The sequence below is a fragment of the Marinobacter maroccanus genome (assembly GCF_002933275.1).
Lineage (GTDB): Bacteria > Pseudomonadota > Gammaproteobacteria > Pseudomonadales > Oleiphilaceae > Marinobacter > Marinobacter maroccanus.
The window spans coordinates 208,178-234,982 of the sequence record NZ_PSSX01000001.1; the positions used below are offsets into that span (position 1 = coordinate 208,178).

24 protein-coding genes are annotated in these 26,805 nt (G+C 57.8%); 10 read left to right on the forward strand and 14 right to left on the reverse strand.

Annotated elements, in window-relative coordinates; all coding sequences use genetic code 11:
• Positions 1-130: 130 nt before the first annotated feature.
• From bioF to KEHDKFFH_RS01005, 8 genes are all read left to right on the forward strand, one after another.
• A complete protein-coding gene (gene bioF / locus KEHDKFFH_RS00970; protein ID WP_104320196.1) occupies positions 131-1,306 on the forward strand; it encodes an 8-amino-7-oxononanoate synthase in 1,176 nt (391 codons plus the stop codon).
• Complete coding sequence (locus tag KEHDKFFH_RS00975; RefSeq protein WP_104320197.1) at positions 1,303-2,058, forward strand: alpha/beta hydrolase family protein; 756 nt, start codon at positions 1,303-1,305, stop codon at positions 2,056-2,058. The genes bioF and KEHDKFFH_RS00975 overlap by 4 nt, the downstream gene beginning before the upstream one ends.
• Entirely contained in the window at positions 2,046-2,873 is an 828-nt protein-coding gene (bioC, locus tag KEHDKFFH_RS00980; protein WP_104320198.1) for a malonyl-ACP O-methyltransferase BioC, read from the forward strand. Before KEHDKFFH_RS00975 ends, bioC begins: the two co-directional genes overlap by 13 nt.
• Before the next feature lie 21 nt (positions 2,874-2,894).
• Positions 2,895-3,587, forward strand: a complete 693-nt coding sequence (gene bioD, locus KEHDKFFH_RS00985; RefSeq protein WP_104320199.1) for a dethiobiotin synthase — start codon at positions 2,895-2,897, stop codon at positions 3,585-3,587.
• A gap of 51 nt (positions 3,588-3,638) precedes the next feature.
• A complete protein-coding gene (locus tag KEHDKFFH_RS00990; RefSeq protein WP_104320200.1) occupies positions 3,639-3,884 on the forward strand; it encodes a flagellar basal body rod C-terminal domain-containing protein in 246 nt (81 codons plus the stop codon).
• Between the two features lie 22 nt (positions 3,885-3,906).
• The gene (locus KEHDKFFH_RS00995) at positions 3,907-4,575 is read left to right on the forward strand and encodes a putative metalloprotease CJM1_0395 family protein (protein ID WP_104320201.1); all 669 of its coding nucleotides are present in this window, start codon (positions 3,907-3,909) and stop codon (positions 4,573-4,575) included.
• Between the two features lie 270 nt (positions 4,576-4,845).
• Positions 4,846-6,645 carry an acyl-CoA dehydrogenase C-terminal domain-containing protein gene (locus tag KEHDKFFH_RS01000; protein ID WP_104320470.1) on the forward strand — a complete coding sequence of 600 codons (1,800 nt, stop codon included), beginning with the start codon at positions 4,846-4,848 and terminating at the stop codon, positions 6,643-6,645.
• Positions 6,646-6,855: 210 nt separating this feature from the next.
• On the forward strand, positions 6,856-8,646 hold the full coding sequence (locus KEHDKFFH_RS01005; protein WP_104320202.1) for an acyl-CoA dehydrogenase C-terminal domain-containing protein: 1,791 nt from the start codon (positions 6,856-6,858) through the stop codon (positions 8,644-8,646).
• Between the two features lie 88 nt (positions 8,647-8,734).
• Here KEHDKFFH_RS01005 and KEHDKFFH_RS01010 read toward each other — a convergent pair whose 3' ends face one another.
• The 5 genes from KEHDKFFH_RS01010 to leuS all read right to left on the reverse strand — a co-directional run bounded on the left by KEHDKFFH_RS01010 (position 8,735) and on the right by leuS (position 14,121).
• Entirely contained in the window at positions 8,735-9,370 is a 636-nt protein-coding gene (locus KEHDKFFH_RS01010; RefSeq protein ID WP_104320203.1) for an endonuclease, read from the reverse strand.
• A gap of 197 nt (positions 9,371-9,567) precedes the next feature.
• Positions 9,568-9,831 (reverse strand): hypothetical protein, encoded by a 264-nt coding sequence (locus tag KEHDKFFH_RS01015; protein ID WP_104320204.1) that lies wholly within the window; start codon positions 9,829-9,831, stop codon positions 9,568-9,570.
• Positions 9,832-9,945: 114 nt separating this feature from the next.
• Positions 9,946-10,950: a DNA polymerase III subunit delta gene (gene holA / locus KEHDKFFH_RS01020; RefSeq protein WP_104320205.1), complete on the reverse strand. Its 1,005-nt coding sequence runs from the start codon at positions 10,948-10,950 to the stop codon at positions 9,946-9,948.
• Positions 10,947-11,534 (reverse strand): LPS-assembly lipoprotein LptE, encoded by a 588-nt coding sequence (locus tag KEHDKFFH_RS01025; RefSeq protein WP_104320206.1) that lies wholly within the window; start codon positions 11,532-11,534, stop codon positions 10,947-10,949. Before KEHDKFFH_RS01025 ends, holA begins: the two co-directional genes overlap by 4 nt.
• Before the next feature lies 1 nt (position 11,535).
• Complete coding sequence (leuS, locus tag KEHDKFFH_RS01030) at positions 11,536-14,121, reverse strand: leucine--tRNA ligase (RefSeq protein WP_104320471.1); 2,586 nt, start codon at positions 14,119-14,121, stop codon at positions 11,536-11,538.
• Positions 14,122-14,604: 483 nt separating this feature from the next.
• Here leuS and KEHDKFFH_RS01035 point away from each other — a divergent pair, with 483 nt between their 5' ends.
• Entirely contained in the window at positions 14,605-15,153 is a 549-nt protein-coding gene (locus KEHDKFFH_RS01035) for a zinc ribbon-containing protein (protein ID WP_104320207.1), read from the forward strand.
• Here KEHDKFFH_RS01035 and lnt read toward each other — a convergent pair.
• The 5 genes from lnt to miaB all read right to left on the reverse strand — a co-directional run bounded on the left by lnt (position 15,122) and on the right by miaB (position 20,818).
• The gene (lnt, locus tag KEHDKFFH_RS01040) at positions 15,122-16,684 is read right to left on the reverse strand and encodes an apolipoprotein N-acyltransferase (protein WP_104320208.1); all 1,563 of its coding nucleotides are present in this window, start codon (positions 16,682-16,684) and stop codon (positions 15,122-15,124) included. The two genes, KEHDKFFH_RS01035 and lnt, sit on opposite strands and share 32 nt — an antisense overlap.
• Positions 16,674-17,519 carry an HlyC/CorC family transporter gene (locus tag KEHDKFFH_RS01045; protein ID WP_064228670.1) on the reverse strand — a complete coding sequence of 282 codons (846 nt, stop codon included), beginning with the start codon at positions 17,517-17,519 and terminating at the stop codon, positions 16,674-16,676. The genes lnt and KEHDKFFH_RS01045 overlap by 11 nt, the downstream gene beginning before the upstream one ends.
• Positions 17,516-17,989 carry an rRNA maturation RNase YbeY gene (ybeY, locus tag KEHDKFFH_RS01050; RefSeq protein WP_064228671.1) on the reverse strand — a complete coding sequence of 158 codons (474 nt, stop codon included), beginning with the start codon at positions 17,987-17,989 and terminating at the stop codon, positions 17,516-17,518. Before ybeY ends, KEHDKFFH_RS01045 begins: the two co-directional genes overlap by 4 nt.
• The gene (locus KEHDKFFH_RS01055; RefSeq protein WP_064228672.1) at positions 17,986-18,969 is read right to left on the reverse strand and encodes a PhoH family protein; all 984 of its coding nucleotides are present in this window, start codon (positions 18,967-18,969) and stop codon (positions 17,986-17,988) included. The genes ybeY and KEHDKFFH_RS01055 overlap by 4 nt, the downstream gene beginning before the upstream one ends.
• Positions 18,970-19,471: 502 nt before the next feature.
• On the reverse strand, positions 19,472-20,818 hold the full coding sequence (miaB, locus tag KEHDKFFH_RS01060; RefSeq protein WP_104320209.1) for a tRNA (N6-isopentenyl adenosine(37)-C2)-methylthiotransferase MiaB: 1,347 nt from the start codon (positions 20,816-20,818) through the stop codon (positions 19,472-19,474).
• A 394-nt stretch (positions 20,819-21,212) separates the two neighbouring features.
• On the opposite strand from miaB, the gene trmH reads away from it, so the two are divergent.
• The gene (trmH, locus tag KEHDKFFH_RS01065; RefSeq protein WP_104320210.1) at positions 21,213-21,938 is read left to right on the forward strand and encodes a tRNA (guanosine(18)-2'-O)-methyltransferase TrmH; all 726 of its coding nucleotides are present in this window, start codon (positions 21,213-21,215) and stop codon (positions 21,936-21,938) included.
• 33 nt (positions 21,939-21,971) lie between these two features.
• Here trmH and KEHDKFFH_RS01070 read toward each other — a convergent pair whose 3' ends face one another.
• The 4 genes from KEHDKFFH_RS01070 to KEHDKFFH_RS01085 form a co-directional block, all read right to left on the reverse strand.
• Entirely contained in the window at positions 21,972-22,988 is a 1,017-nt protein-coding gene (locus KEHDKFFH_RS01070) for a nucleoid-associated protein (RefSeq protein WP_104320211.1), read from the reverse strand.
• Positions 22,989-23,400: 412 nt separating this feature from the next.
• Positions 23,401-25,059, reverse strand: coding sequence for a sulfate adenylyltransferase subunit CysN (gene cysN / locus KEHDKFFH_RS01075; protein ID WP_104320212.1), 1,659 nt, complete (start codon positions 25,057-25,059; stop codon positions 23,401-23,403).
• 1 nt (position 25,060) lies between these two features.
• Positions 25,061-25,969 carry a sulfate adenylyltransferase subunit CysD gene (cysD, locus tag KEHDKFFH_RS01080; RefSeq protein WP_014577758.1) on the reverse strand — a complete coding sequence of 303 codons (909 nt, stop codon included), beginning with the start codon at positions 25,967-25,969 and terminating at the stop codon, positions 25,061-25,063.
• A gap of 160 nt (positions 25,970-26,129) precedes the next feature.
• The gene (locus tag KEHDKFFH_RS01085) at positions 26,130-26,540 is read right to left on the reverse strand and encodes a PilZ domain-containing protein (RefSeq protein WP_104320213.1); all 411 of its coding nucleotides are present in this window, start codon (positions 26,538-26,540) and stop codon (positions 26,130-26,132) included.
• Positions 26,541-26,805 lie beyond the last annotated feature (265 nt).

Sequence of the window (26,805 nt, forward strand, 5' to 3'; positions counted from 1 at the left end):
TAAGGCTCCCCGGGATACGCTACAAGCACATCCATGTGCGCTTGTTTCGGGCCATCCTTGGCCCTCTACAATCCCGGGGAGCCTTACCCGCTCGTTGCCCGGACCGTTGAGTTAACCTCCAGGTGCTATCGTGCGGGACTTTGCCCTTGAACTCGAAGAGCGGAAACAGGCCGGTCTTTACCGGACGCGGCGGCATGTAGCCGGTCCTCAGAGGCCCTCTCTCATTGCTGACGGCAAACTTTTGTTGTCGTTCTGCAGTAATGATTACCTTGGTCTTGCCAATAACCCCGCCAATATCGAGGCCCTCCGTAATGCGCTTCCGGAGACAGGTCTTGGGGGCGCAGCTTCTCATCTGATCTGTGGTCACCATGATGCCCATCACCAGTTGGAGCTTCGTCTGGCGGAGTTCACCGGTCGCAGTTCCGCGCTGTTTTTCTCCACCGGCTATATGGCCAATATGGGGGTTATTTCGGCGCTGGCCGGTCGTGGCGATACGATTTTTTCGGATCGGCTGAATCACGCCTCCATTATCGATGGCTGTATTCTCAGCCGTGCCCGGGTTCGGCGTTATGCCCATGGTGATGTGGCAGCGCTGGAGGCGATGCTGGCAGAGACGTCCGGGCACAAGCTGGTGGTAACAGACGGTGTGTTCAGCATGGATGGCGACATTGCGCCGTTGGCTGAGTTGGCTCGGGTCTGTCGGGCTCATGATGCGTTACTGGTTGTCGATGATGCGCACGGAATTGGTGTGCTGGGGCCTGAGGGCCGGGGCAGTGTTGCGGAACTGGGGCTGTCTGAGGACGAGGTGCCGGTGCTGATTGGAACCCTGGGCAAGGCGGTAGGTACCAGTGGCGCATTCGTGGCCGGGCCGTCGATGCTGATGGATTATCTGGTTCAGAAGGCTAGGACCTATATCTATACGACGGCGATGCCGCCAGCGCTTGCCATGGCGACCATTTCGAGCCTGGATGTCATTGAGCGGGATCAGGGGCGTCGTGATCATGTGTTGGGGCTGGTGTCCCGGTTCCGCTGTGAAGCCTCTGCCATGGGGTATGAACTGATGCCCTCGCGTACGCCGATCCAGCCAATCATGATTGGCGATAATCACGATGCGCTGGCACTGAGTCAGGCGCTGGAGGAACGAGGTCTGCTGGTCTCGGCGATTCGCCCGCCCACGGTTCCGGTAGGAGAGGCGCGTTTGCGGGTTACGTTCAGTGCCGCCCATTCGCAGGAGGATCTTGATTGTCTGTTGCGCGCACTTTCCCAGTGCCGTGACCTGGTTCAAAAGACGGACGTGGCGATATGAACTCCGGTAGGGTCTGTCCGCGTCTGGTGGTGGTTGCCGGGTGGGGTGTTCGTGCGGAGATGCTGTCGGAGCTCTATGGGTACTGGCCCGGGGAAGTTGTGCCGGTGTCGCTGGACGATGAGTTGCTGGCCCGTTGCGATTCGCTTTCAGAGGTAACCGATGAGCTTTTGTCGCTGTATCCGGAAGCGTCCGTCTGGATGGGGTGGTCCCTGGGCAGTCAGGTTGTGATGGAGGCCGCTGCGCGGCAGACCGGCGCGGTATCCTGCGCCATAACGCTGGGTGGTTTTCCGAAGTTTGTTGCCGATGACAGCTGGCCTCACGGGATGCCGGCAGAGGACTTCCGGGCTTTCGCCCTGGGTATCCGGCGGGACCCTCAACGTTACTGGCTGCATTTCCTGTTGCTGATGATCAACGGTTCTGCAAAAGAACGGCAGGAGCGGCAAAGCCTCAAGCCCTGGCTGGAAAAAGGAACCCTGGTTTCTCACGAACACCTCAACAAGAGCCTCGCTTGGCTGGAAACCGGGGACCAGCGGGCATTATGGCGTTCACTGGTCACGCCCGCCCTGCATGTGATGGGTGAAAACGACATTGTGGTCGGGTCCAGCGCCAGTGATCTTTCGCTTCCCGGTTCCAGTGCCCATGCGATCATACCCGGGATGGCGCACTGGCCAGGCGGCTGTTCGGCGTCGGATTGCTGGGGCGCGATTCAAACGTTCCTGGTCTCGCAGAAGGGGTTGTCATGGGCGTTTTGAGCTGTCCGCCGGGTACATCGGTTGGTGTCTCTGAATCGCTCAAGTCGGATATTGCCCGGGGCTTTGGCACTGCCAGTGGCACCTATGAAAGTGCTTCCAGACTGCAGCGTTTCATGGGCAATACCATGCTGCAAAAACTCCAGTACCGCGAAGGCCAGCCATTCGATTCGACCGTCCTGGATCTCGGTTGTGGCACCGGTTGGTTTACCCGCAAGTTCGCTGACTCTGGTCGCATTGGAACGTTGGCCGGAGTTGATCTTTCCCCGGGCATGCTCGAGCGCGCTCGTGAGAACGGGCCTGGAGACATTGACTGGATTGTGGGCGATGCAGAGCAACTGCCTTTCCTCGATGACAGTGTGGACCTGATCTTCAGTAACCTGATGATTCAGTGGTGTGATGACCCCCGAGCGGTGCTCAGGGAATGCCAGCGGATTCTGCGCCCCGGTGGATTCCTAATGGTCTCCACGCTGCTGGATGGCACACTGCGAGAGCTGAAAGCGGCCTGGCACGCAGCGGACCCTGATCATCAGCACGTAAATCGCTTCGAGACCGAGCTTGCCTTACAGGCCAAGGTGCATGCCGAGTTGTCGGAGGCCATTGTTGAAAGCCGCACTATCAGGCTGCCCTATGAGTCGCCGATGGCGCTTGCAGGTGAGCTTCGCCATCTTGGTGCGGGCTTCCGCGGCGCTGGTCGGCGAACAGCGGTCACGGCACCCGGGAGAGTGCGGGCAATGTGCAGGCAGTACCCCAAAGAGCCGGACGGCACTATCATGGCAAGTTATGAAGCTGCCTGGATTTACTGGCAGAAACCATAGGACTCGTAACTGGGAACAATAATGGCCAAGCAATCCTTCTTTGTAACGGGCACCGACACGGGGGTTGGAAAAACCCTGGTATCCGCAGCCATTCTTCACGCGGCCAGGGCCATGGGGAAACACACCCTGGCGATGAAACCCATCGCATCTGGTTGCGACCGGACGCCGGAAGGCCTCCGCAACGAAGATGCCCTGATTTTGCAGAATGCGATTACGGAGCCACTGGCTTACGAGCTGATCAACCCGGTGGCCCTGGAACCGGCCATTGCCCCGCACGTGGCCGCTGAGCAGGCCGGACGTTATATTACCTCTGATCGCCTTGTCGGGTTCTGCCGCGGTTTGCAAATCCGTCCAGCGGACCTGCTGCTGGTGGAGGGCGCCGGCGGCTGGCGGGTCCCTCTCAACGACCGGGAAACCTACTCGGAGTTTCCGCGCCAACTGAACATGCCGGTTATTCTGGTGGTTTCACTCCGCCTGGGTTGTATCAATCATGCACTCCTGACAGCTGAAGCCATCAGGGCTGACGGTTTGCGATTGGCGGGGTGGGTAGCCAATCGGACAGAAGCCGACCCCATGAGTTGCGAACAGGACACCCTGAATTACCTGGTGAACCATATGGGGTCGCCCTGTCTGGGTATTCTTCCGTGGCTGGAGCAGTCGCGGCCGGAAATGCTGGCTGGTTATCTGAATATTGATGGGTTGTTTGAAAATTGACCAGATATGTGGCTTAATTGAGTCAATTAATGGTCATCGGGCAGCGCAGTTATGATCAGCAACACTCTCACAGTTGGAATTCAGGGCATTCAGGATGGCATGGTCGGCATGGAGAATGCCGCCCGCAAGATTGCCCGTGCTGGCACCGATGGACCCCAGGGAACTGCAGAAGGTGCGGGCAGTCTTGTTGAGCCCATTGTTGATCTCAAGATCTACGAGCGCAGTGTTGAAGCGTCCGCCCAGGTGGTAAAAACCGCGGACGAAACACTGGGAACACTCCTGGATATCATGGCCTGATAGCTGAAAGGGCGCCGAGTCCGTGCTTTCCTCTCTCCCTCCTGTTCCCCCATTTTCCCCTGGGGCCTCTTTTCAAGGCCAGGTCTCGCCACGTGTCCAGGCAACCGGTTCGGCAGCGGCGGAGCCCGAGACGCCTTCTGCTGAAGCCAGATCCACTGAGGCTTCCGGTAAAGCCGAGTCGGCACGGGAAAACCCCCAGTCGAAACCTGATGGCCAGAATTCCGATAACCCGCAGGGCCTGTCTGAACAAGAGCTGAAACGACTCACCGAGCTGAAAGCCCGGGACCGCGAGGTTCGTGCCCACGAAGCCGCGCACCAGGCGGTTGGCGGTCAGTATGCCGGTGCCATGTCTTTCACCTATCAACGCGGGCCGGACGGTGCGCAGTATGCGGTAGGTGGTGAAGTCTCTATCGATCTGTCTCCCGTTCAGGGGGATCCCCAGGCGACTATCGAGAAGATGCGGATTGTCCGGGCGGCGGCCATGGCGCCGGCGGAACCCTCCGGTCAGGATCGTGCGGTGGCTGCTCAGGCGATGCAGATCATGCTTCAGGCCCAGTCGGAGCTCGCCGCCGAAACAGGAACTTCATCAAGGGCTGCCAGCGATGCCTATCGTGAGGTCTCCGCCATGGGAGAATCTGATCAGAGCGGTGACGAAAACCGTGCTCCCTCCTTCGAACCGGTGTCTGCCTGACCGGTTATTTTCCAACTCCCAGGTCCTTCCATAGATATCCGGCACTTATACCTGTGATCCGGCTGCATGCACTGTAGTGGCGCGTGATCCGGTGACAGTTCGCAACACAAATTTTGCATCCGGCTATTGACAATTCTGTGCCTGTAAACGTATGTTTCAAACAAGTGTTTAATTAAGGCTGCGGCGCATTGCGTTGCGGTGTCTGAGCAAACCCAAGGCCAGAAGCTGTCAAATCTGATTCAGCTGAGACCGAGAACCGAGGTGGATTCCATGCCTGAGTACAAAGCGCCCCTGCGTGACATCAAATTCGTAATGACCGAGCTGCTGAACAGCGAGCAGCATTACGCCAACCTGGAAGGTGCCGAAGACGCCACTCCGGATATGGTGGATGCCATTATCGGGGAAGGTGCCAAGTTCTGTGAGCAGGTTCTGTCTCCCCTGAACCAGGTGGGTGACAAGGAAGGCTGTACCTGGAGCGAAGACGGCGTAAAAACACCGACTGGCTTCAAAGAAGCCTACCAGCAGTACGTTGAAGGCGGCTGGCCTTCCATGACGGCCGATCCCAACTATGGCGGCCAGGGTCTGCCGCATTCCCTCGGTCTGGTTATGAGTGAGATGGTCGGTACCGCCAACTGGTCTTTTGGCATGTACCCTGGCCTGAGTCATGGTGCAACCAACACCATTGAAGAGCATGGCACCGAGGAGCAGAAGCAGACCTACCTGACCAAATTGATCAGCGGCGAGTGGACCGGCACCATGTGTCTGACCGAGCCGCATTGTGGTTCCGATCTCGGCACCCTGCGCACCAAGGCAGAGCCGAATGCCGATGGCACTTACGCTATTACCGGTACCAAGATCTTTATCTCCGCCGGTGAGCACGACATGGCCGAGAACATCGTCCACATCGTTCTGGCACGTCTGCCGGGCGCACCGGAAGGCACCAAGGGTATCTCCCTGTTCATCGTGCCCAAGTGTCTGCCGAACGAAGACGGCTCCTCCGGCGAGCGCAACGCCGTGTCCTGCGGTTCCATCGAGCACAAGATGGGCATCCACGGTAATGCCACCTGTGTGATGAACTTCGACGGCGCCAAGGGCTGGCTGATCGGGCCGGAGAACAAGGGCCTGAACTGCATGTTCACCTTCATGAACACCGCCCGTATCGGCACCGCTATCCAGGGTCTGGGTGCCGCCGAGCTGGGCTTCCAGGGCTCACTGGCCTACGCCAAGGAGCGTCTGGCCATGCGTTCACTGAGTGGCCCCAAGAATCCGGAAGGCATCGCCGATCCGATCATTGTTCACCCGGACGTTCGTCGCATGCTGCTGACACAGAAGGCGGTTGCCGAAGGCGCCCGTGCCCTGATTTACCTGACCGCGCAGCAGGCAGACGTTGTTCACAGCGGCAAGACCGAAGAAGAGCGCAAGGCGGCCGATGAGGCGCTGGGCTTCCTGACACCGATCGCCAAGGCGTTCCTGACCGAAATCGGTTACGAGGCAGCGAACCTGGGTATGCAGGTATTTGGTGGTCACGGCTTTATCTCCGAGTGGGGCATGGAGCAGAACGTTCGTGACGCCCGTATCGGCATGATCTACGAAGGCACCACCGGTATTCAGGCGCTGGATCTGCTGGGCCGCAAGGTTCTGATGACCCAGGGCGAATCCCTGAAGGGCTTCACCAAGCAGGTGCACCTGTTCTGCAAGGAAAACGCGGAAGACGAGCAGCTGAAGGAATTCATTGAGCCGCTGGCGGCCATGAACAAGGAATGGGGCGAGCTGACCACCAAGATTGGTATGTCTGCCATGAAGAACCGTGAAGAAGTGGGTGCGGCCTCGGTGGACTACCTGATGTACTCCGGTTACGCGGTGTTCGCCTACCTGTGGGCCCGTATGGCCAAGGTTGCCCTGGACAAGATGGTTGAGGGTACTACCGAGGAAATGTTCTACAACGCCAAGATCCAGACAGCGCGCTTCTACTTCAAGCGCATGTTGCCCCGGGCCAAGGGCCACGCTGAAAGCATGCTGGCCGGCGCCGACAGCCTGATGGACATGCCGGAGGAAGCCTTCGCCATCTAAGGCGCGGGCACCGAAGGACGGTTCCAAGGACCAGAAAGCCCGCGCTCCCCGGAGGCGGGCTTTTTTCATGAGTTGCGGTCCGCTTTTAGGGTAGAATAGGGCCCATAAAAATAATCTTCAGCGGACACATAGCCCGAGCAGGTGTGACTGGCCGGAATGACGGCCCCATTGCCACCTGAACAGACTGACAGAATTTTTGGAGAGTTTTAGATGGCTGATTATCAGGCACCCCTACGTGACATGCGCTTCGTTCTTAATGAGGTTTTCGATGCCCCCGCCCTCTGGGCCTCACTGCCCAAGGTTGCCGAGAATGTGGATCCGGAAACGGCGGACGCCATTCTTGAGGAAGCCGGGAAGATCAGCAGCGGTGTACTTGCGCCCCTGAACCGTGAGGGCGACGAGCAGGGCTGCAAATGGAACGACGGTGAAGTGACCTCACCAGACGGCTTCAAGGAAGCCTACCAGACCATCGTTGAAGGCGGTTGGAACGGCCTGGGCGGTAACCCGGAGTTCGGTGGCATGGGAATGCCCAAGACCCTGGTGGCCCAGTTCGAGGAAATGATGCAGGGTGCCAACATGGCATTCGGCCTCGCTCCCATGCTCACGGCAGGTGCCTGTCTGGCTCTGGACGCCCACGGCAGTGATGAGCTGAAAGAAAAATACCTGCCCAACATGTACTCCGGCGTCTGGTCCGGCGCCATGGATCTGACCGAACCCCATGCTGGTACCGATCTGGGTATTATCCGCACCAAGGCCGAGCCCAATGATGACGGCTCCTTCAACTTGACCGGCACCAAGATCTTTATCACCTGGGGCGAGCACGACATGGCGGAGAACATCGTCCACCTGGTGCTGGCCAAGCTGCCGGACGCACCGAAAGGTCCCAAGGGCATTTCCATGTTCCTGGTACCCAAATTCCTGGTGAATGACGACGGCTCTCTGGGCGAGCGCAATAGCTTCAGCTGTGGCTCCCTCGAGAAGAAAATGGGCATCAAGGGTTCAGCCACCTGTGTCATGAACTTCGATGGCGCCAAAGGCTGGCTGGTCGGCGAAGAGAACAAGGGCCTGGCTGCCATGTTCACCATGATGAACTACGAGCGTCTGGGTGTGGGCATCCAGGGTATTGGTGCTGCCGAGGCCTCGCTGCAAAGTGCGCGGGAATACGCCCTGGACCGCATCCAGAGCCGCGCGCCAACCGGGACTCAACAGCCTGAGAAGGCCGCAGACCCAATCCTGGTGCACCCGGATGTCCGCCGCATGCTGCTCACCATGAAAGGCTATGTCGAGGGCGGTCGTACCTTCTCAACCTACGTGGCCCAGTGGCTGGATATCGCCAAGTACGCAGAGGACGATGAGCGTCGCAAGCATGCTGAGGGCATGGTGGCGTTACTGACCCCGGTGGCCAAGGCATTCCTGACCGATCGCGGCCTGGATGCCTGTATCATGGGCCAGCAGGTCTTCGGTGGCCATGGTTTCATCCGCGAGTGGGGTCAGGAGCAACTGGTTCGTGACTGCCGTATCACCCAGATCTACGAAGGAACCAATGGTATCCAGGCACTGGATCTAATGGGCCGGAAAGTGGTCGGCACCCAGGGCAAGCTTTACGAGCTGTTTGCCCAGGACGTGGCTAACTTCCTTGAGGAAAACAGCGGTGACGAGCACTTGCGCCCGTTCCTTGAGCCACTTGCGGCGGCCGTTGAGCGTCTTGACGACGTGACCGAGCATGTGATCAAGCAGTCTGGGGATAACCCGAATGCCATTGGGGCGGCGTCTGTGGACTACCTCGATTTGTTCGGCCTGACGGCTCTGGGTTACATGTGGGCGAAGATCGTCAAAGCGGCGGCACCACAGGCCGAAGCGGACACGTCCGGCTTCTATAGCGGTAAATTGAAGACAGCGCGGTTCTACTTTGATCGTCTGTTGCCGAAGACGGTTTCGCTGGCTGAAGGTATCCGTAGCGGCAGTGAGTCAATGATGGCGCTGACTGCAGAAGAATTCTGATTCCGACAGCAATAGCCATTTATAAAAAACAGGCCTCCGGGCCTGTTTTTTTATGCTTGACTGGTCAGCCGACCAGCTTCCCGGACTCTCAAAGTCGCTCGATTCTCTCTGGATCAGTAATAAAGGGATTGTCGTTACCCTGGATGTCGGCAATGCGCCGGTGCCGGGTGATTTCGCCATCATCCGGCGGATCCAGACGGTTCCATCCCTTGAAAACTGCGGAGGAGCCGAGCCAGGGCAGGTCATAGGTGTCCACCATATACGCAACGGTGCGCGCAACATCGCCTTTGACCCTGACAGGCGGCTCAAAGAACTGGGCGCTCTGTCGAATGCCGCACTCATCCTCACTGACCGACGCCCCGAGATCCTCGTAGCGGGCGTTGCGCCGGCGCATCTCCGTCCGGCTGCGCACCGGCACCATGTTGTGCAGGTCGGAAGCGATCTGACGGTAGCGGTTATCCTGTTCGTATTGACGCGAGGTGCCGCAGTCGAGTGCGCTGCGAACATCTGCCAGCGGGTATACGTAGCCGTCGGTCAGCACGAAACCTTTGCTTGTGAAAGCCGTGTTGCAGAAGAAGGAGTTGCCGCCACTGGCGTAGAGGTCGCCCCAGAAGTGCTCGGAAACAACGGTTTCCGGGTCGCTGAACCGGGTGTTCTGGCCAATCACCAGCGTGGTGGTAAGCAACAGACAGAGTGCTGTGGGTATCAGTAAGAATTTTTTCATACGCCTTTTATACCTCGCAGTGTGCTCAAACCTCCTGGTAATTCGGGCCCCATTGATCAGGGCTGGTCAGGATTTGATCAGGCGGGTCAAAACTATGACGCTTTGTTCACTGATACTGTGAAGTATGGCACAGAGGCTCCAAACCACGGAGCCTCTGAGGTAGAAATTTGTGGCGTAGTGTTAACGGGTTAACAGTTTTACTTCAGTTTGTTGCGGATGTTCTGGTAACCGGTTTTCAGATCTTCGCCCAATTTTTGTGCGGTTTGGCGGGCTTCCTGGGATGCATTTTCCGCATCGTGCAGAACCTGGTCGATCCTGTTTTTGAAACGATCCCAATCCTGCTCAAGGTCATCCCATTCGTCTTTAACGTCTTCCCGGGCCAGATGCATCTGAACGCGCGCCTCGTCCCGGTACTGTTTTACCTTTTCCGACAGCTTTTTGAGATCTTCTTGAAGACTCATATCAAGCACCTCCTTGGATTGTTGGTGTGCTTACAATGCGCCCGATTGTAAAAAACTGTCAAGGGGCTGGATGTGCCAATAGAGCACAAGGAGAGCGGAGTTTGATGCAGATCATTAACGGCCCGCGAGCAGGGCCGACATGTCCCGCAAATAATGCCAGGGCGACAGGGGGTCGAAGCCTTTGGCGGCCCGATCGATCTGGCTGCAAAGGGTGATGGCCTCATTCAGTTGGGAGCGGTTCAGTCGGCGTGCGGCCTGCTCCAGTGCCCGGGCTCGTTGGGGCTGGAACACCCCCCGCTTTTTCAGGAAGGCGGCGGGATTTTCCGACTGACCGGCTGAGGACTTCAGCTCCAGCAGTAGATTCAGGTCGCGGCTGAGGACGGATAAAAGGCCCAGCGGATTTTCTCCCTCCTGCTGCAGAACGGTGATCATCTTGCCGGCATGAGGTGCCCGGCCACTGATCAATTCCGTCACCAGTTCAAAACCATTGAACCGGGAACTATCCTGGACCGCCTGTTCAACGGTTTCCTCATCGATGGTATTGCCGTTTGCCAGCAGAGACAGCCTGTCAAGTTCCTGGCTGGCGGCGAGCAGATTGCCTTCCAGGCGTTCGCTCATGATGGCCAGGGCGCCCCGGGTCAGGCTGAGGCCGCGGTTGCTGGCCCTCTGCTGAAGCCAGCCCTGGAACTTGTCGGCATCCACAGGCCACACCGGCACGTGCACGCCTTTGCCCTGAAGCTCCTTGTACCATTTGCGGCGAGTTTCCGCCGCGTCCAGGCGAGCGCTGATCAGCAGCAAAATGATATCTTCGGGAGGGTCAGCCAGGACCCGCTCAAGTACCGCCCGACCATCGCCAAGCTTGCCGGTTGGCAGGTGGATCTCGATGCGCCGTTTCTCTGCGAACAGGGACATGGCACTGAATTCTTCGCCAACGGCATTCCAGTCCAGCTGGTGGTCGGCGTGGAAGGTCAGACGGTCATGAAAGCCGGCGTCTTTTGCGGCCTTTCGAACCTGATCACAGCATTCCTGGACCAGCAGGGGTTCATCACCGGAAATGAGATAGACCGGAGAGAGGCCCTTTTTCAGAAGCTGGGATAACTGTCCCGGGTTGGTCTTCATGGCTGACCTGTGGCTGGGGCGTCGGCTTCCTGTTTGCGCTGGTATTCTGCCCTGATGGCCTCGATTCTCTGCGGGGTCAGAGGTGCCAGACGGAATATCACCTGCTGTGCAAGGCGATCGTCCATTTGCTGGCGCAGGGCTTCCTCTTCCCGCTGTCTTGCCAGAACGTTGGTTTCGTCATACCGGTAACTTTCGCTGGTGCTCAGGCGTGTTGTGGCTACCATGGGGACCCGGTCTGCGCTGATCACCTCAAGGTCAACGGAGTGACGCAGCGTGTATTCTGCAGCCGCGGCCTGAGCGGTGATGGCACTTGCGCGACGGTCCCGCTCGAAGTTCTTCAACCGTAGAATGTAGTCGGCGTCCGCAACCGGCGCGAGGCTGACGTTGCCAAGGCTGAGCTGTTCCCCTAATGACCGGCAAAGGGTTTCGGGCACCTGTGACGCGCAATCCACGGCCAGCGGCTCAAGGGCTGAAGAAACCGGTGGCGCACCCCGCAACTGGAATCCGCATCCTGAAAGCAACACCGCCATCACAGCACTCAGCATCAGGTTTGCCAAGGATTTCAGAGCGGAGTGTTGGAACATATCAGTTGGCCACCACGTTCACCAGTTTGCCGGGAACCACGATAACCTTGCGCACCGTTGCGCCCTCGGTAAAACGCATAACGTTCTCGTTCTCCAGCGCCAGCTTTTCCAGGTCCGCCTTGCTGATATCGGCAGGCACATCTTCCTTTGCTCGCACCTTGCCATTCACCTGCAGGACCACCTGAATCTGGCTGCGAACCATGGCGGCTTCATCGGCTTTGGGCCAGGGCGCATCAACGACTGGCTCATCGTGCCCGAGCGCCTGCCACAGGGTGTGGCAGATGTGCGGAACGATCGGTGACAGCACGAGTACCGCGGTGTCCAGCGCTTCCTGGCGGACCGCGCGGGTCTGTGGCTCGTCACCCTGCAATTTGCCAACATCGTTGAGCAGCTCCATCACGGCGGCAATGGCAGTATTGAACGTCAGCCGGCGGCTGATGTCGTCACTGACCTTGGCAATGGTTTCGTGAGTCTTGCGTCGCAGGTTTTTCTGCTCATCGTTCAGGTCGGCCGCGTCCACAGCCGGCGCAGGGCCAGCCGCAGCGTGCTCGTTCACCAGGCGCCAGACGCGCTTGAGGAAGCGGTGGGCGCCTTCAACCCCGCTGTCGGACCATTCAAGAGACTGTTCGGGGGGCGCAGCAAACATCATGAACAGACGAACCGTATCGGCGCCATGCTCGTCAATAATGGCCTGGGGATCGATACCATTGTTCTTGGACTTGGACATCTTGGTGACGCCGCCGGAGACCACCGGTTCGCCATCTTCCTTATGCACTGCCCGAACAGGCTGGCCTTTTTCGTCCCGCTCAACAGTCACGTCGGCGGGCGAGATCCATACTTTGCCGCCCTTGCCATCTTCACGGTAATAGGTCTCCGCCAGGACCATGCCCTGGCAAAGCAGCCGGTTGAACGGCTCGGAACTGGTTACCAGGCCCACGTCCCGCAGCAGCTTGTGGAAGAAACGGGCGTACAGAAGGTGCAGGATGGCGTGCTCAATGCCGCCAATATATTGATCCACCGGCAGCCAGTAGTTGGCGGCCGACGGGTCCAGCATGCCCTGATCGTAATTGGGGCTGCAGAATCGGGCGTAGTACCAGGAAGACTCCATGAACGTATCAAAGGTGTCGGTTTCCAGAGTCGCCGGCTGGCCATTGAATTCGGTCTTGCACCACTCGGGGTCGGCCTTGATCGGAGACTGGACACCGTCCATTTCGACATCTTCTGGCAGGCGAACCGGCAGCTTGTCATCGGGCACCGGCATCTCGGTGCCGTCTTCCAGAGTCATCATCGGGATCGGCGCGCCCCAGTAACGTTGGCGGGATACGCCCCAGTCACGCAGGCGATAGTTCACGGTTCGTTTGCCGATTTTGTGTTCTTCCAGGTAGCTGGCGATCGCGTCGAAGGCTTCTTCGCTGGTCAGGCCACTGTATTTGCCCGAGGACACCAGCGTGCCTTTCTCGGTAAACGCCTCTTCCTGCACATCGATCTCACGGCCATCGCGGGCGGCGATAACCTGCTTGATGGGCAGCTTGTACTTGCGGGCAAATTCATGGTCTCGCTCGTCATGGCCCGGAACCGCCATTAGGGCGCCGGTACCGTAATCGGTCAGAACAAAGTTGGCGACCCAGATCGGAATCTCTTCCTGGGTTAGCGGATGGACAGCCTTGAAGCCGGTATCGATGCCGCGCTTCTCCATGGTGGCCAGCTCGGCCTCCGCGGTTTTGCTGTTCCGGCACTCCTCCACAAACTCAGCTACATCGCGGTGACGCTCTGCCGCTTCTTTCGCCAGCGGATGCTCCGCGGCCACAGCCATGTAGCTCACGCCCATCAGGGTGTCGGGGCGTGTGGTGTAAACAGTCAGGCCACTGTCCCGGTCTTTAAGCGGGAAGGTCAGCTCGGTACCTTCCGACTTGCCAATCCAGTTGCGCTGCATGGTCTTGACCTGCTCGGGCCAGTCTTCCAGCTCATCCAGATCGTTCAACAGTTCTTCGGCGTAATCGGTAATGCGGATAAACCACTGGGGAATCTTCTTCTGTTCCACCAACGCGCCGGAGCGCCAGCCCCGGCCGTCCACAACCTGCTCGTTGGCCAGAACCGTCTGGTCCACCGGGTCCCAGTTCACCGTGGACATTTTCTTGTACACCAGGCCCTTCTCATACAGGCGGGCGAAGAACCACTGCTCCCAACGATAATAATCCGGCTTGCAGGTCGCCAACTCCCGGTCCCAGTCGTACCCAAAACCCAGCTGCTTGAGCTGGTTCTTCATGTATTCGATATTGGCGTAGGTCCACTTGGCCGGAGCAGTCTTGTTGGCAATGGCAGCGTTCTCAGCGGGCAGGCCGAAGGCATCCCAGCCCATGGGCTGCATCACGTTCTTGCCCTGCATGCGCTGGTAGCGGGAAATCACATCGCCGATCGTGTAGTTACGGACATGCCCCATGTGCAGCTTGCCGCTGGGGTAGGGGAACATGGACAGGCAGTAGTACTTGGGTTTGCCCGGTTCTTCCTTCACCGTGAAGGTCTTGTTCTCTTCCCAGAAATTACGGGCATTCTGTTCTACGTCACGGGGATTGTATTGCTCGTCCATTCCTGCCATTACCGAAATTACCTTGTGTGGAAAAATAAAAGCCTGTATCAAAATCACGTCCGGAGCGGGCCGGACATTCTAACGCACACTAGCCTTTACAGGTAGTCTGCCAATTTTCTGTTCTTGTGCCAGACTTACAGTGTTGGTGGGAGACGGCGGCCGGTGCAGCTTCCTGAGACACGCCGTAAATACGTCCCTGTAGGCTTGATCGCAGCATCCATGCTGCTCACAGTCTCAGGAAGCTGCACCGGCCGCCGTCCCGAACCCTGGGAGGAATCGTCTGGAATGCGAGCACGAAATGTCCGGGAGGCAGGGTGTGTCAGGTCTTTCCGGGACTGTCTGCAGCATGGATGCTGCAGTCAAGCGTACATGGATGTATTCACAGCGTGTCCCGGAAAGACCTGACGCAGCCTGACTCCTCCACCAATAGTTCGACTAAACGCTTGTTTTTTGGAAACCCGAGGTCCATTTCAAGGAGCAGTTATGACACAACCAGAAAGAAGTCATCTCTCAGGCAAGGCACTGGAAGTTTACGACCGTATGCTGGAGCGGGTAAAAACGCGTCTCCATGACCTGGAAGAAACATCGCTCCAGAACCTTGAGGAAGAAGTCCAGAAAGCGGTGGAGTTCGAGTACGAACTGGAGGAAATGACCCGGGATGAGGCGAACCTCCTTGGTGCCTATCTGCAGCGGGATCTTGAACATCTGCTGCATTTTGTCGAGGAGACCGGCGAAGGCCTGAGTGAATGGTTGCAGCTCGATATCGCGCTGCTGGAACACCAGTTGGCGGACAGTTTGTTTTCGGTTGCTGACAAAACCGTGGTCGACTTCCTGGAGCTCAAACAGAAATTGGAAAACAAGGAGGTGGGCCAGTACATCTCGGGCGAGGTGGCCACCGCTGGTATGTTCCAGTGCCTGAACTGCGGGCACATGCGGTGTCTGACAGCCACCAGCCACCTCGAACCCTGTGAAGCCTGTGGCTCCCACTACTACGAACGGGTTACGAGCCGCTGGCCGAAACAGGAGGAATGATCCGCTCCCGGACAAACACGATCAAAATAACTGCGAGGGTCAGGACCGGCCAGGAGCCAGTTTGCATGTAGGGCGTGCTGCCCGTGGCGGTGAACACCTCGCCGGTCAGGGTGGCGCGCTCGAACTGAGGGATGGTTTCGGTCAGTTCGCCCCGGTTATTGATGATCGCAGTCACGCCGTTGTTGGTGCCCCGGAGCATGTAGCGACCGGTTTCCAGTGCCCGCATTCTGGCAATCTGCAGATGCTGTAACGGCCCAATGGAATCGCCAAACCAGCCATCGTTGCTGATCGTGAGCAGCAAGCCCGCGCCCCGGGCGTTGAAGGCCACGAAATCCGGGTAGGCGACTTCATAGCAGATGAAGGGCATCACATTGACGCCATTGGCCTTCAGCGGATCCTGCCATTCGGGCCCCCGGCTGAAATCGCTCATGGGCAAATCGAAGAAACCAATCACCCCCCGCAACACGCTCTGTAGTGGCACATACTCCCCGAATGGCACCAGCTTCTGCTTGTGGTAGATGCCTTCGCCGTTGCCGATGGCCATGATGCTATTGTGAAACGTGAAATCTTCAATACGGTCGCTGAATCCGTACCAGGGTATGCCGGTAATCAGGGTGCTGTTGTCACCCAGTTCTGCACTGATGTGGTCGATGATCTTGCCGGCCTGATCCTGGGGGATGGGAATGGCGGTTTCCGGCCAGAGGATCAGGTCGGTGTCCCAGTGGTCTTCGGTCATCCCCAGATAGGTGACGATCTGGTCCTTCAGGAATTCCGGGTCCCACTTGATCTGCTGGGGAATATTGCCCTGCATGGCAGCAAACGAGGTTGGGTCCTCGCTCAGATCCGTCCAGTCGAGCCGGTTCATGGCCGGGGCAACTAACCAGGGAATCAGGGCGACAACAACGGTAACGCTCGCAGCAACCGGTTTCAGGTGTTTCAGCAGCCACCAGCCGCCGTACAATGCGGCACCGGTTGCAGCAATCCAGAACGTGATGCCATGGACGCCGGTCAGAGGTGCCAGCCCGGCCAGCGGGCCGTCAGTGTGTGCGGTGCCCAGATACAGCCAGGGAAAGCCGGTGAGCAGCCAGCCCCGGAGCCAGTCGCCCAGGATCCAGATGGCCGGAAACAGGATCAGGCGCCGGGCCGGGCTGTCCTTGGCAAGCTTGCCCCAGAACCAGAAGGCCAGGCCATGGAACAGCGCCAGGCCAGCCACGAACAGAACCGTCAACAGGATGGCAATGGGAATTGCCGTGTTGCCGTGTTCGCTGATGCTGATGTAGACCCAGCTCGCGCCGCTGCCGAACAGCCCCAGGCCAGTAAGCCAGCCGGCCCGGAAAAGCTTCTCCGGTGCCAGGGGGATGGTGACCAGGAGAATCAGCAGTACCGAGATAGGGCCCAGCCACCAGAGGTTGAACGGTGAAAAGGTCAGGGTTTGCAGGGCGCCGGCGACCACGAGGGTAGCCGCGCCCAACCAGACGTTGGAGGAAAGCGGGGTTTTCAGTGCTCGGGTGTTTGTGGCGTCACTGGTCACTTCGGGTTACCTGCAGCAGACGGATTACACGGTTATCGGCGTTGGCAATGGTAAAGCGCAAGCCGCCGAATTCAACCGATTCGCCCCGTCTGGGCAGGTGTCCGAATTCCTTGAGAACCACGCCACCAATGGTATCGAATTCCTCTTCGTCCATTTCGGTCTCGAAGAACTCATTGAAATCATCAATGGGCGTTACTGCTTTTACGGCGTAGCTGCCATCGCCCCGGGCCTTGATGTGGGTCTCTTCATCAAAATCGTGCTCGTCCTCGATTTCACCAACAATCTGTTCAAGCACGTCTTCAATGGTGATCAACCCGGCGGTGCCGCCGTATTCGTCCACTACAATGGCCATATGGTTGCGATTTTCCTTGAACTCCTTGAGCAGCTGGTTCAAGCGTTTGCTCTCGGGCACGAAGGTGGGCGGGCGTAGGATCTCCCGGATACGATTCCAGTTCAGATCATTGTTCAGGGCCAGGGGAAGCAGATCCTTGGCCAGAAGAACGCCAATCACGTCATCCTGGCTGTCCCCGATGACCGGGAACCGGCTGTGTGCGGAATCCATGATTTCGCCCAGAAACTCTTTGGGCTCCTGGGATGCTTTGACGGTGACCATCTGTGAGCGGGGGATCATAATCTCATCCACCCGCATGTCGATCACCTGCATGGCACCTTCGATGATGCTCATGGCATCAACATCGATGATGTTCTGGGACTCGGCGTCCCGCAGGATTTCCAGCACGTCCTCGACGGACTCAGGCCCGCTGGAGAAGGCCTGTGATATACGTTCCAGCCAGGACTTGCCGCCCTGACTGCGACTCGACTGATCGTCGCTCATGAGTCTTGTTCCGTTTCCTCTGCTTCGTAGGGATTGCCAAATCCAAGCTGCGCCAACAGCCGGATTTCGAGGGCTTCCATGACCTCGGCATCATCGTCTTCAATATGATCAAAACCCTGGAGATGCAACATGCCGTGCACCACCATGTGAGCCCAATGGGCGTCCAGGGTTTTGTCCTGCTCCCTGGCCTCTGTCTCGACGACGGGCGCACAAATCACCAGATCTCCGGCCAATGGCACCGTTATACCGGCTGGCGCCTCAAATGGGAAGGACAACACGTTGGTCGGATAGTCCCGCCCGCGATACTGGTGGTTCAGGGCCTGGCTCTCTTCGGTTCCGACAATACGGACCGTCACCTCGGACGGATCCTCGCCCTGCCAGGCCAGTTGCGCCCATTGTTGAACCTGAGACTCCGAGGGTATACCCGGCGCTTCAAAAACCTGTTGAAAATCCACAGTCAACTTGCTCACTGGCCAGTCGCACTCCCGTCATCAAAGGAATCGTAGGCCTCGACAATACGCTGTACCAGCGGGTGGCGCACCACATCTTTCGCTTCGAACCGGGTAAACCCGATGCCCGGCACCTTGCTCAGAACGCTGGCGGCATGAATCAGTCCGGAATTCTGGCCGCGGGGCAGGTCTACCTGTGTAGTGTCGCCGGTAATAACGGCGGTAGAGCCAAAGCCGATCCGGGTCAGGAACATCTTCATCTGCTCCCGGGTGGTGTTCTGGCTTTCGTCCAGAATGATGAACGAGTTGTTCAGTGTACGGCCCCGCATGAACGCCAGCGGCGCAATCTCGATCACGCTTTTCTCGATCAGCCGGGTGACATGATCAAACCCGAGCATTTCATAGAGCGCGTCGTACAGCGGGCGCAGATACGGATCCACCTTCTGGGCCAGATCGCCGGGAAGGAAACCAAGCTTCTCGCCGGCCTCGACTGCGGGCCGAACCAGCAAAATCCGCTTCACCTGCTCGTCTTTCAGGGCCTCAACCGCACAGGCCACCGCCAACCAGGTCTTGCCGGTACCCGCCGGCCCGATCCCGAAGTTGATATCGTGGGTGCGGATGTTATGAACATACTTCTGCTGGTTCGCGCCCCGAGGCTTGGCCTGCAGCTTCGGCGTCTTGATAACCGTCACAGCGCCATCGTAGGGCACGTCCTCCGGCAGGCGCTCAAAGCCGGTTTCCCGGATAAAAAGATGCACAGTATCCGGCGGAATGTCATCCGTGGCCTCGGTTTCCCGATACAGATGCCGGATAACCTCAACGGCCGCCGCCACATGCTCGGTTTCACCTTCCACCCGAAAATGATGACCCCGCCTGCCGACTTTCACGTGCAGGCGCTTCTCAATCATCTTCAGGTTTTCGTCAAACTGGCCACAAAGCGTCGCCAGCCGACGCTGGTCCACCGGGTGCAGGTCAAATTGTCTGTGATCGTTGGCGTTCAAAAGTGCTCCGTTTTGGTTTACTCCCGCTGGTTTCTCTTTCGGGAGTACGTGTTTCTGATGTTCGGGTAACGGGCAAGGGCCGGAGGGGCTTTCCAAAAAGCGCCCGCAAGTACTTCCCTGTAGGGCTCGGTCGCGCCATCCCTGGCGCTCCACGTTTTTGGAAAGCCCCTCCGGCCCTTGCCCTGATAAGTTTATGTGCAGGTCCGAATATGAAAAAACAAGTAGGTCGGATTAGCCGGAGGCGTAATCCGACAGGTTAACTCGTGACTGGCACATTGTTGGATTACGACTTCGTCTAATCCAACCTACAGCCCTATGCATTGCCATCTGGGCTTGGCATGCAAGGTAGTAATCAGCAGAGAGTGGTGGGGCCTTCTTCCCAAAAATGTCGGCGGCCATGGATGGCCGACGCCAAGCGCACATGGATGTGCTCGTAGCGGTTTTTGGGAAGAAGGCCCCACCACTCGCCAAACTCCCAAACCGGACGAATCCCGAATAAGGCCTAAAATAACTCCGAGTTCACAGGCACCCCGCGAAGAGAATTGGGATAGGCCTCCACAATATCGACATCAATAAAGTGCCCAACAACCTCCGGATTCTCATGCCGGAAATTCACAATCCGGTTGTTCTCGGTACGCCCCGCATACTCCCCGGGGTCCTTTTTGGACAGACCGGTCACCAGAATCCGCTGGGTGCTGCCAACCATCTTGCGGCTGATATCCATCACATTCTGATTCAGGCGATCCTGCAGGATGCTCAGACGCTGCTTCTTGACGTCCATCGGCGTATCGTCCGGCAGATCTGATGCCGGCGTACCGGGCCGGGCGCTGTAAACGAAGCTGAAGGACATGTCGAAGCCGATGTCGTTGATCAGCTTCATGGTGTCCTCAAAGTCCTTCTCGGTTTCCCCCGGGAAGCCGATAATGAAGTCCGACGAGAAACTGATATCCGGGCGAATCTTGCGTAGGCGGCGGAGCTTGGATTTGTACTCCAGGGCCGTATGGCCACGCTTCATGGCGGCCAGGATCCGGTCGGAGCCGCTCTGGACCGGCAGATGCAGGTGGCTTACCAGCTCCGGAACGCGTTCGTAGACGTCGATCAGGGCATCCGAAAACTCCACTGGATGGGACGTGGTGTAACGGATACGATCAATACCGTCGATAGTGGCGATCAGTTCAATCAGCTCCGCCAGGTCCATGGTGTCGCCGTCATGGGTTTCGCCACGGTAGGCATTCACGTTCTGGCCCAGCAGGTTCACTTCCCGAACACCCTGGCTGGCCAGATGGGCGACTTCAGCAATGACGTCATCAGCCGGCCGACTGACTTCTTCCCCGCGGGTGTAGGGCACCACGCAGAAAGTGCAGTACTTGCTGCAGCCTTCCATGATCGAAACAAACGCCGAAGGGCCGTCTGCGCCGGGCTCGGGAAGGTTGTCGAATTTCTCGATTTCCGGGAAGCTGACGTCCACCACGCCAACACCGTTACCCTTCGCCCGCACTTCGGTAATCATGTCCGGCAGGCGATGCAGGGTTTGCGGGCCAAAGACCATATCCACGTAGGGTGCACGGTCAATGATGGCCTGGCCTTCCTGGGAAGCCACGCAGCCGCCGACACCGATGATCATCTCGGGCTTTTTGCTCTTCAGCTTTTTCCAGCGGCCAAGCTGGTGAAACACCTTCTCCTGGGCTTTTTCCCGAATGGAGCAGGTGTTTAGCAGCAGGATGTCGGCGTCATCGGGTGAATCGGTCATTTCGACGGTTTCACCGGTTTTGAGTAGGTCTGCCATGCGGGCAGAATCGTACTCGTTCATCTGACAGCCGTGGGTTTTGATGTACAGCTTTTTGGCCATGGGTCTCACGTAATCTGGTGGATGTTGCGCCGGGAACTGGGTGGTTGAAACGGGGCGCCAGCAAAAAGGAACTGCGTATTATAACGGGGTGCTTAAACTTCAACCACCTTTGTCTCGGCTAGTTGCTAGTCCGCTTGTGGTATTATTTCCCGCGTTCTTGCTTGGGTGCAGGAAGTGCTTGGGGGATTGTTTTCCAAAACACGCTACGAGCACATCCATGTGCGCTTGTTTCGGGCCGTCCTTGGCCCTCAACAGTTTTGGAAAACAATCCCCCAATCACTTCCTGGGCGCCTGAGTTGCTTGAAAAACGTAGGTCGGATTAGCCGAAGGCGTAATCCGACAACCTCGGTAACCCAAAACCAAAAAACCAAACACCAAAAAACCAAACACCAAAATGACCCCCGAACGCCTCGCCCGAATCAAACAAACCCTCAACACCCGGCAACCGGACCTGAGCGTCCTCACCGATCAGGTCCACAAACCCCGGAACCTCTCCGCCATCATCCGCTCCTGCGACGCCTTTGGCCTTGCCAACATGCACGTAGTCTGGCCGAAGGAAGGCTTTCGGGCGTTTCGGAAAACCGCGGGCGGCAGCTACAACTGGGTAACCACCCACACCCACCGAAGCATGGACGAAGCGATTGAAAGTCTGAAAGGGCAGGGCCACAAGCTCTACGCCGCGCAGCTTTCCGACCGGGCCATCGATTTCCGGGAGGCGGACTACACGGTGCCCTGTACGGTGATTATGGGTAACGAGGTGGATGGCGTTAGCGTCGATGCGGCAGCCCAGGCGGACGAGCACATCGTGATTCCGATGATGGGTATGGTGGAGTCGCTCAACGTGTCGTCGGCCTGCGCGATTATCCTGTCCGAAGCCCAGAGACAACGAAAACTGGCCGGTATGTTCGACCAGCGCCGGTTGCCGGACGATGAATACAACCGTCTGCTTTTCCGCTGGTGCCAGCCCACGGTTAAACGCTACTGCGACGACCGCAACCTGCCGTACCCGCCCATTGATCCCGAAACCGGCGAATTGATCGACGGCGTAGGCTGGATGCAGGAAGTCCGCAAACTGCGGGCCAGTCGTCAGAGGTGGAACGGTGAAGCCGGGGTCAGATGAAAGCTTTCATCTGACTCCATGTTCGGGCCTGTTTCACTCCTCCCGAGCCTCCAGATACCGCTGAAGCTGCTCCCGCAAAGCCTTGGGAAGCCGGGTAATCGTCAACGCGTCTTTGTCACGGTCATAGTAAACCGCCTGATTCACCAGGTCGGATGAAAACGACACGCTCATGCCACCCCCGGAGCCGGCAATGCGCACCAGCTTCTTCACCTTGCGATGGTCCGGGTGCAGCACTCCGCTTTCCGGCAGTTCGGCAGTTTTCGACGCAAACTCCTTGAACCGCTGCGGCTCGCTCTCGTCCAGGTAGCCTGAAAGCGCCTCGATTTCCACCGGCTCGCCCAGGGCATGTTGCTCCTTGCAGAACTCATAAGCCTTGTTGCGAACCTCGCCGGCCTTCTCCGGCTCCGAGGATTTCGCGAAGGCCTCCACCGCGTCCAGGAAGGTCATGGTTTCCTTTTCCACATCCACCTGATTGGTAAACCCGCACAAACGGATAAACAGCTCTCCTGGCTCCCCGGTGCCACGACCGTGCACCAGTGTCAGGTAACTTTCTGCCGGGTTGTTACCACGCCAGTCATCCAGCTCGATGCGGACGGCCAGATTCAAACGGGAAAGACTGAGGACGTCGGTGGCATCCAGTGCCTGATTGCCATCAAAACGCATGGCACTGTCGGTCTCCAGAATAAAAAGATAAACCACCTCGGCGTCCGCCAAAGCATCGTGGACAATCATCAGATGGCCGTCGAACTCCCCCTGGCTGCCGGTCAGCAGTTCCTGCCACTGTCCGAACAGGCGATCGGTCATGGCGCCGAAGGTTTGTTTGTCTTCCAGGTAGTCCTTCAGCCAGGCGCTGAACGGGCACTCACCCAGGTCCTCGGAAAACCGGCCGTATTTCTTGCCAGGCTTGCTGTTGAACAGACGCTTCATCTGCTTGTGCAGCCCCTCGTAATCGCCACCGGGCTCCTGCAGGGCCTCGCCGGTCACAAGGCGGGCAGGCTGGCCCGGCTGGTACTGGCTGGCGAAGGCAGTGCGGAGGTGTTTGATGGCCATTTTTGGCTCCTGTTCGTTGTTTCGGTTAACTCAGAGAGGCGGGATTCTGCCACGTATTGGCGTTGGATTCATTGGTAGTCTGCTGGTTCTGGGGGTGGGCCGCAGGGCAGGTGCGTATTTTTCTTACGAAAAAACAACTCGCTTCGCTCAGACATCTTTTTTCTAGAGAAAAATACGCACCTACCCCACGTCCACGGGCCTTTCAGTGGTCCGCCAAAAAAAGAATGAGTGTTTTGCTTTGGGAATTAACACCAGGGTATGCCGGCGACGGGGTGGGGGTATCTTTTTCTGCCGGAAAAAGATGTCTGAGCGAAGCGAGTTGTTTTTCCAAAGAAAAAGATACCCCCACCCCGGCGCCAGCCGCCAAAGTAGCCAGCCACCGAAGTAAGGGTATCTCCAGTCAATTCAAAATTTAAACCCGCTTGCTGCGAATCAACTCCTGAACAAGTTTGTTCACAGCCTCAGGAATCTCCTGCTCGCTGTCGGCAGTTGTTGCCGCATTGGCGATGTCAGTGCCGAGGTTAACGGCAATCGCAACCAGACCGTGGGAGGTCAGCAGCTGGGCAACGCGGCGGCGTTCGTCGGCATCGCCGGCGTTTTCTTCGGTGACCACCACGGCCGTTTTGCCCTGGTCGAACAGAGCGCGCTCAACAGCGAGTGCCAGTGCCGGCGCCTGTTTGCCGTTGCAGGCAATGATCGCCGGCTTCTGGGCCAGGCGGCGTTCGCGTTCTTCTACCGAAACCGGATCGAGGGATTCGCCGGAATCGGCCAGGCCTGCAACCATCCCTGCGCCGATGGTGACGTTGGACAGTCGGTCGATCACGATGAAGCTGCCGGTGGCATGGTTGCGCTGGTAGGCGTCGAATGCGATCGGTTGGTTCAGGGTCAGCTCACACAAGCCAATTTCGTTCAGTTGCAGCTGGCTCGGGTTGGCCTGCTGTTCCAGGGTGTTTACGTCGGTCTGATGGTGGATCTTTTTCACCGTACCGGAGGTGAAGGTTGGTCCCAGCTTGATATCGTACAGGCGGCCGGTTTCCAGTGGCGCATCGGTCATCCAGACAATATTGGCGTTGAAGCGGTTGCCAACTTCCGGCTCGTCCTCGACTTTGACCAGCATATCGCCGCGACTGATGTCGATTTCGTCGGTCAGGGTCAGTGTCACCGCCTGATCGATATAGGCCTCTTCGAGATTGCCATCGAAGGTTACGACTTCCTTGACCGTGCTGGTGCGCCGCGAGGGCAGGGCCATCACTTGTTCGCCCGGTCGGATCACGCCGGAGGCAATGGTGCCGCAGAAGCCACGGAAGTTGAGGTTCGGGCGGGTAACGTATTGAACCGGGAAGCGGAAATGCTCCAGGTTCTTGTCCCGGCCTACTTCTACCGTTTCCAGGATTTCCATCAGGGGTTGGCCGGTGAACCAGGGCGTGTTTTCGCTCTTGTTCACCACGTTGTCGCCTTCAAGGGCAGACAGCGGCACGAAGCGGATATCCTTCAGGCCCAGCTTGGCAGCAAACGCCAGGTAGTCGTCTTTGATTTCGTTGAAGCGCTCTTCGCTGAAATCCACCAGGTCCATCTTGTTCACCGCCACGACGATATGGCGGATACCAAGCAGGGAAGCGATGTAGGAATGCCGACGGGTCTGGGTCAGCACGCCGTGGCGGGCATCGATCATCAGGATCGCGACCTGCGCGGTGGATGCACCGGTGGCCATGTTACGGGTGTACTGTTCGTGGCCCGGGGTGTCGGCGATGATGAACTTGCGCTTGTCGGTGGAGAAGTACCGGTAGGCCACGTCAATCGTGATGCCCTGTTCCCGCTCTGCCTGCAGGCCGTCCACCAGGAGGGCGAGATCAAGTTTCTCGCCGGTGGTGCCCATCTTGGCACTGTCGGTTTTCAGGCTGGCCATATGATCTTCGTAGATCATCTTGGTGTCATGGAGCAGGCGGCCGATCAGGGTGCTCTTGCCGTCGTCCACGCTGCCACAGGTGAGCAGACGCAGGAGTTCCTTATTTTCGTGCTGTTTCAGGTAGGCCTGAATATCTTCTGCAATCAGATCAGACTGGTGTGACATCTTAGAAATACCCTTCCCGCTTTTTCTGTTCCATGGAGCCGGCTGAATCGTGGTCGATAACCCGACCCTGGCGCTCGGAGCTCTTGGCCAGCAACATTTCCTGGATGATGTCCGGAAGTGTGTTGGCTTCGGATTCAATGGCGCCCGTCAGCGGGTAGCAGCCCAGAGTCCGGAAGCGAACTGATTTCATCATCGGTTTCTCGCCTTCCTTAAGCGGCATGCGGTCGTCGTCCACCATGATCAGGGTGCCGTCGCGCTCAACAACCGGACGCTCGGCGGCGTAATAGAGCGGGACGATGTCGATGTTCTCAAGGTAGATGTATTGCCAGATATCCAGTTCCGTCCAGTTGGACAGTGGAAACACCCGGATGCTCTCGCCCTTGTTGATCTTACCGTTGTAGATATTCCAAAGCTCCGGCCGCTGGTTCTTGGGATCCCAGCGGTGGTATTCATCCCGGAACGAATAGACGCGCTCCTTGGCGCGGGATTTTTCCTCATCGCGGCGGGCACCGCCGAAGGCAGCATCGAACTTGTATTTGTCCAGCGCCTGTTTGAGGGCCTGGGTTTTCATGACGTCGGTATGTTTCGCACTGCCGTGAGTAAACGGCCCGATCCCCTGATCCACACCTTCCTGGTTGGTGTGCACAATCAGGTCGAGGCCAAATTTTTCAGCGACGTTATCCCTGAACTTGATCATGTCCCGGAATTTCCAGGTGGTATCAATGTGCATCAACGGGAAGGGTGGTTTGCCCGGGTAGAAGGCCTTCAGGGCCAGATGGAGCATTACCGCGGAATCCTTGCCGATGGAGTACAGCATTACCGGATTGTCGAACTCGGCTGCCACTTCCCGGATGATGTGGATGCTTTCCGCTTCCAGCTGTTTCAGGTGCGTGAGGTTGTATGTGGTCATGATAATCCGTTGCCGCCGTGCGGGCCGTTTTGGCTATGCGAATGAATACGGCAACTATACCAGAGGGGGTAAGGGCATAAGAAGACGGCCAACTAGACATTGGCGTTATAACAATATAGCAGTGGCGGGCTCTGGGCTTAAGGAAACCTAGGCTGGAAGCTCAGGCCGGATTGCGGGAATCAGCCAGCAACTTGGCCACGTAGCGGTCGACGTAATCGAAGCCGTTGCCTTCAAACTCAGCGAACTGGATGCCAAGCTGAAACTCATCCCTTGCGATGCGTCGCATGTGAACGATGTTGCCGTCGGCAATGATAGAGACAGGCTGCGTGGCAACGACCGGCACGGCGAAGCGCGTCTTTACCGAAATCCAGTTTCCGGGAGCCGGCGCCTTTTGCTCGGGGATGAGCTGTTTCACCGTTTCCTGGTTACAGGAAATCATCACGCCGGTGCGGGAGAGATTGGACACCGAACAAGTCAGGCAGCAGCCGTCCGGTTTCTCAATAGTAATGTCGGTGGCTACGTCCACCCGCTGTTGGTTGCGCAAATTCAGTTTGGCGGCGACAGGTTTCATGTTGACTCTTCTGGCGTGTCTGGTTGCAAATGAGGCTGCCTTTCCCATAAATCTCTTCCAGAAAAACACTTAAACGCATGAAAGTGTAGTTGTTTACTTTGTGATCAGCAAGAAGCCTGCCGCCTATAGTGGCAGATTTATTAAATCTTTCTGAACAAGACGTCACAAATTTTGATGTCTGTCAGATTATTCCGCCGGTGTTATTGGTCGGACTTTTGCTGCAGGCGGTCCCGTAGCTGGTGTAAAATATTGCCCTTCATTAATT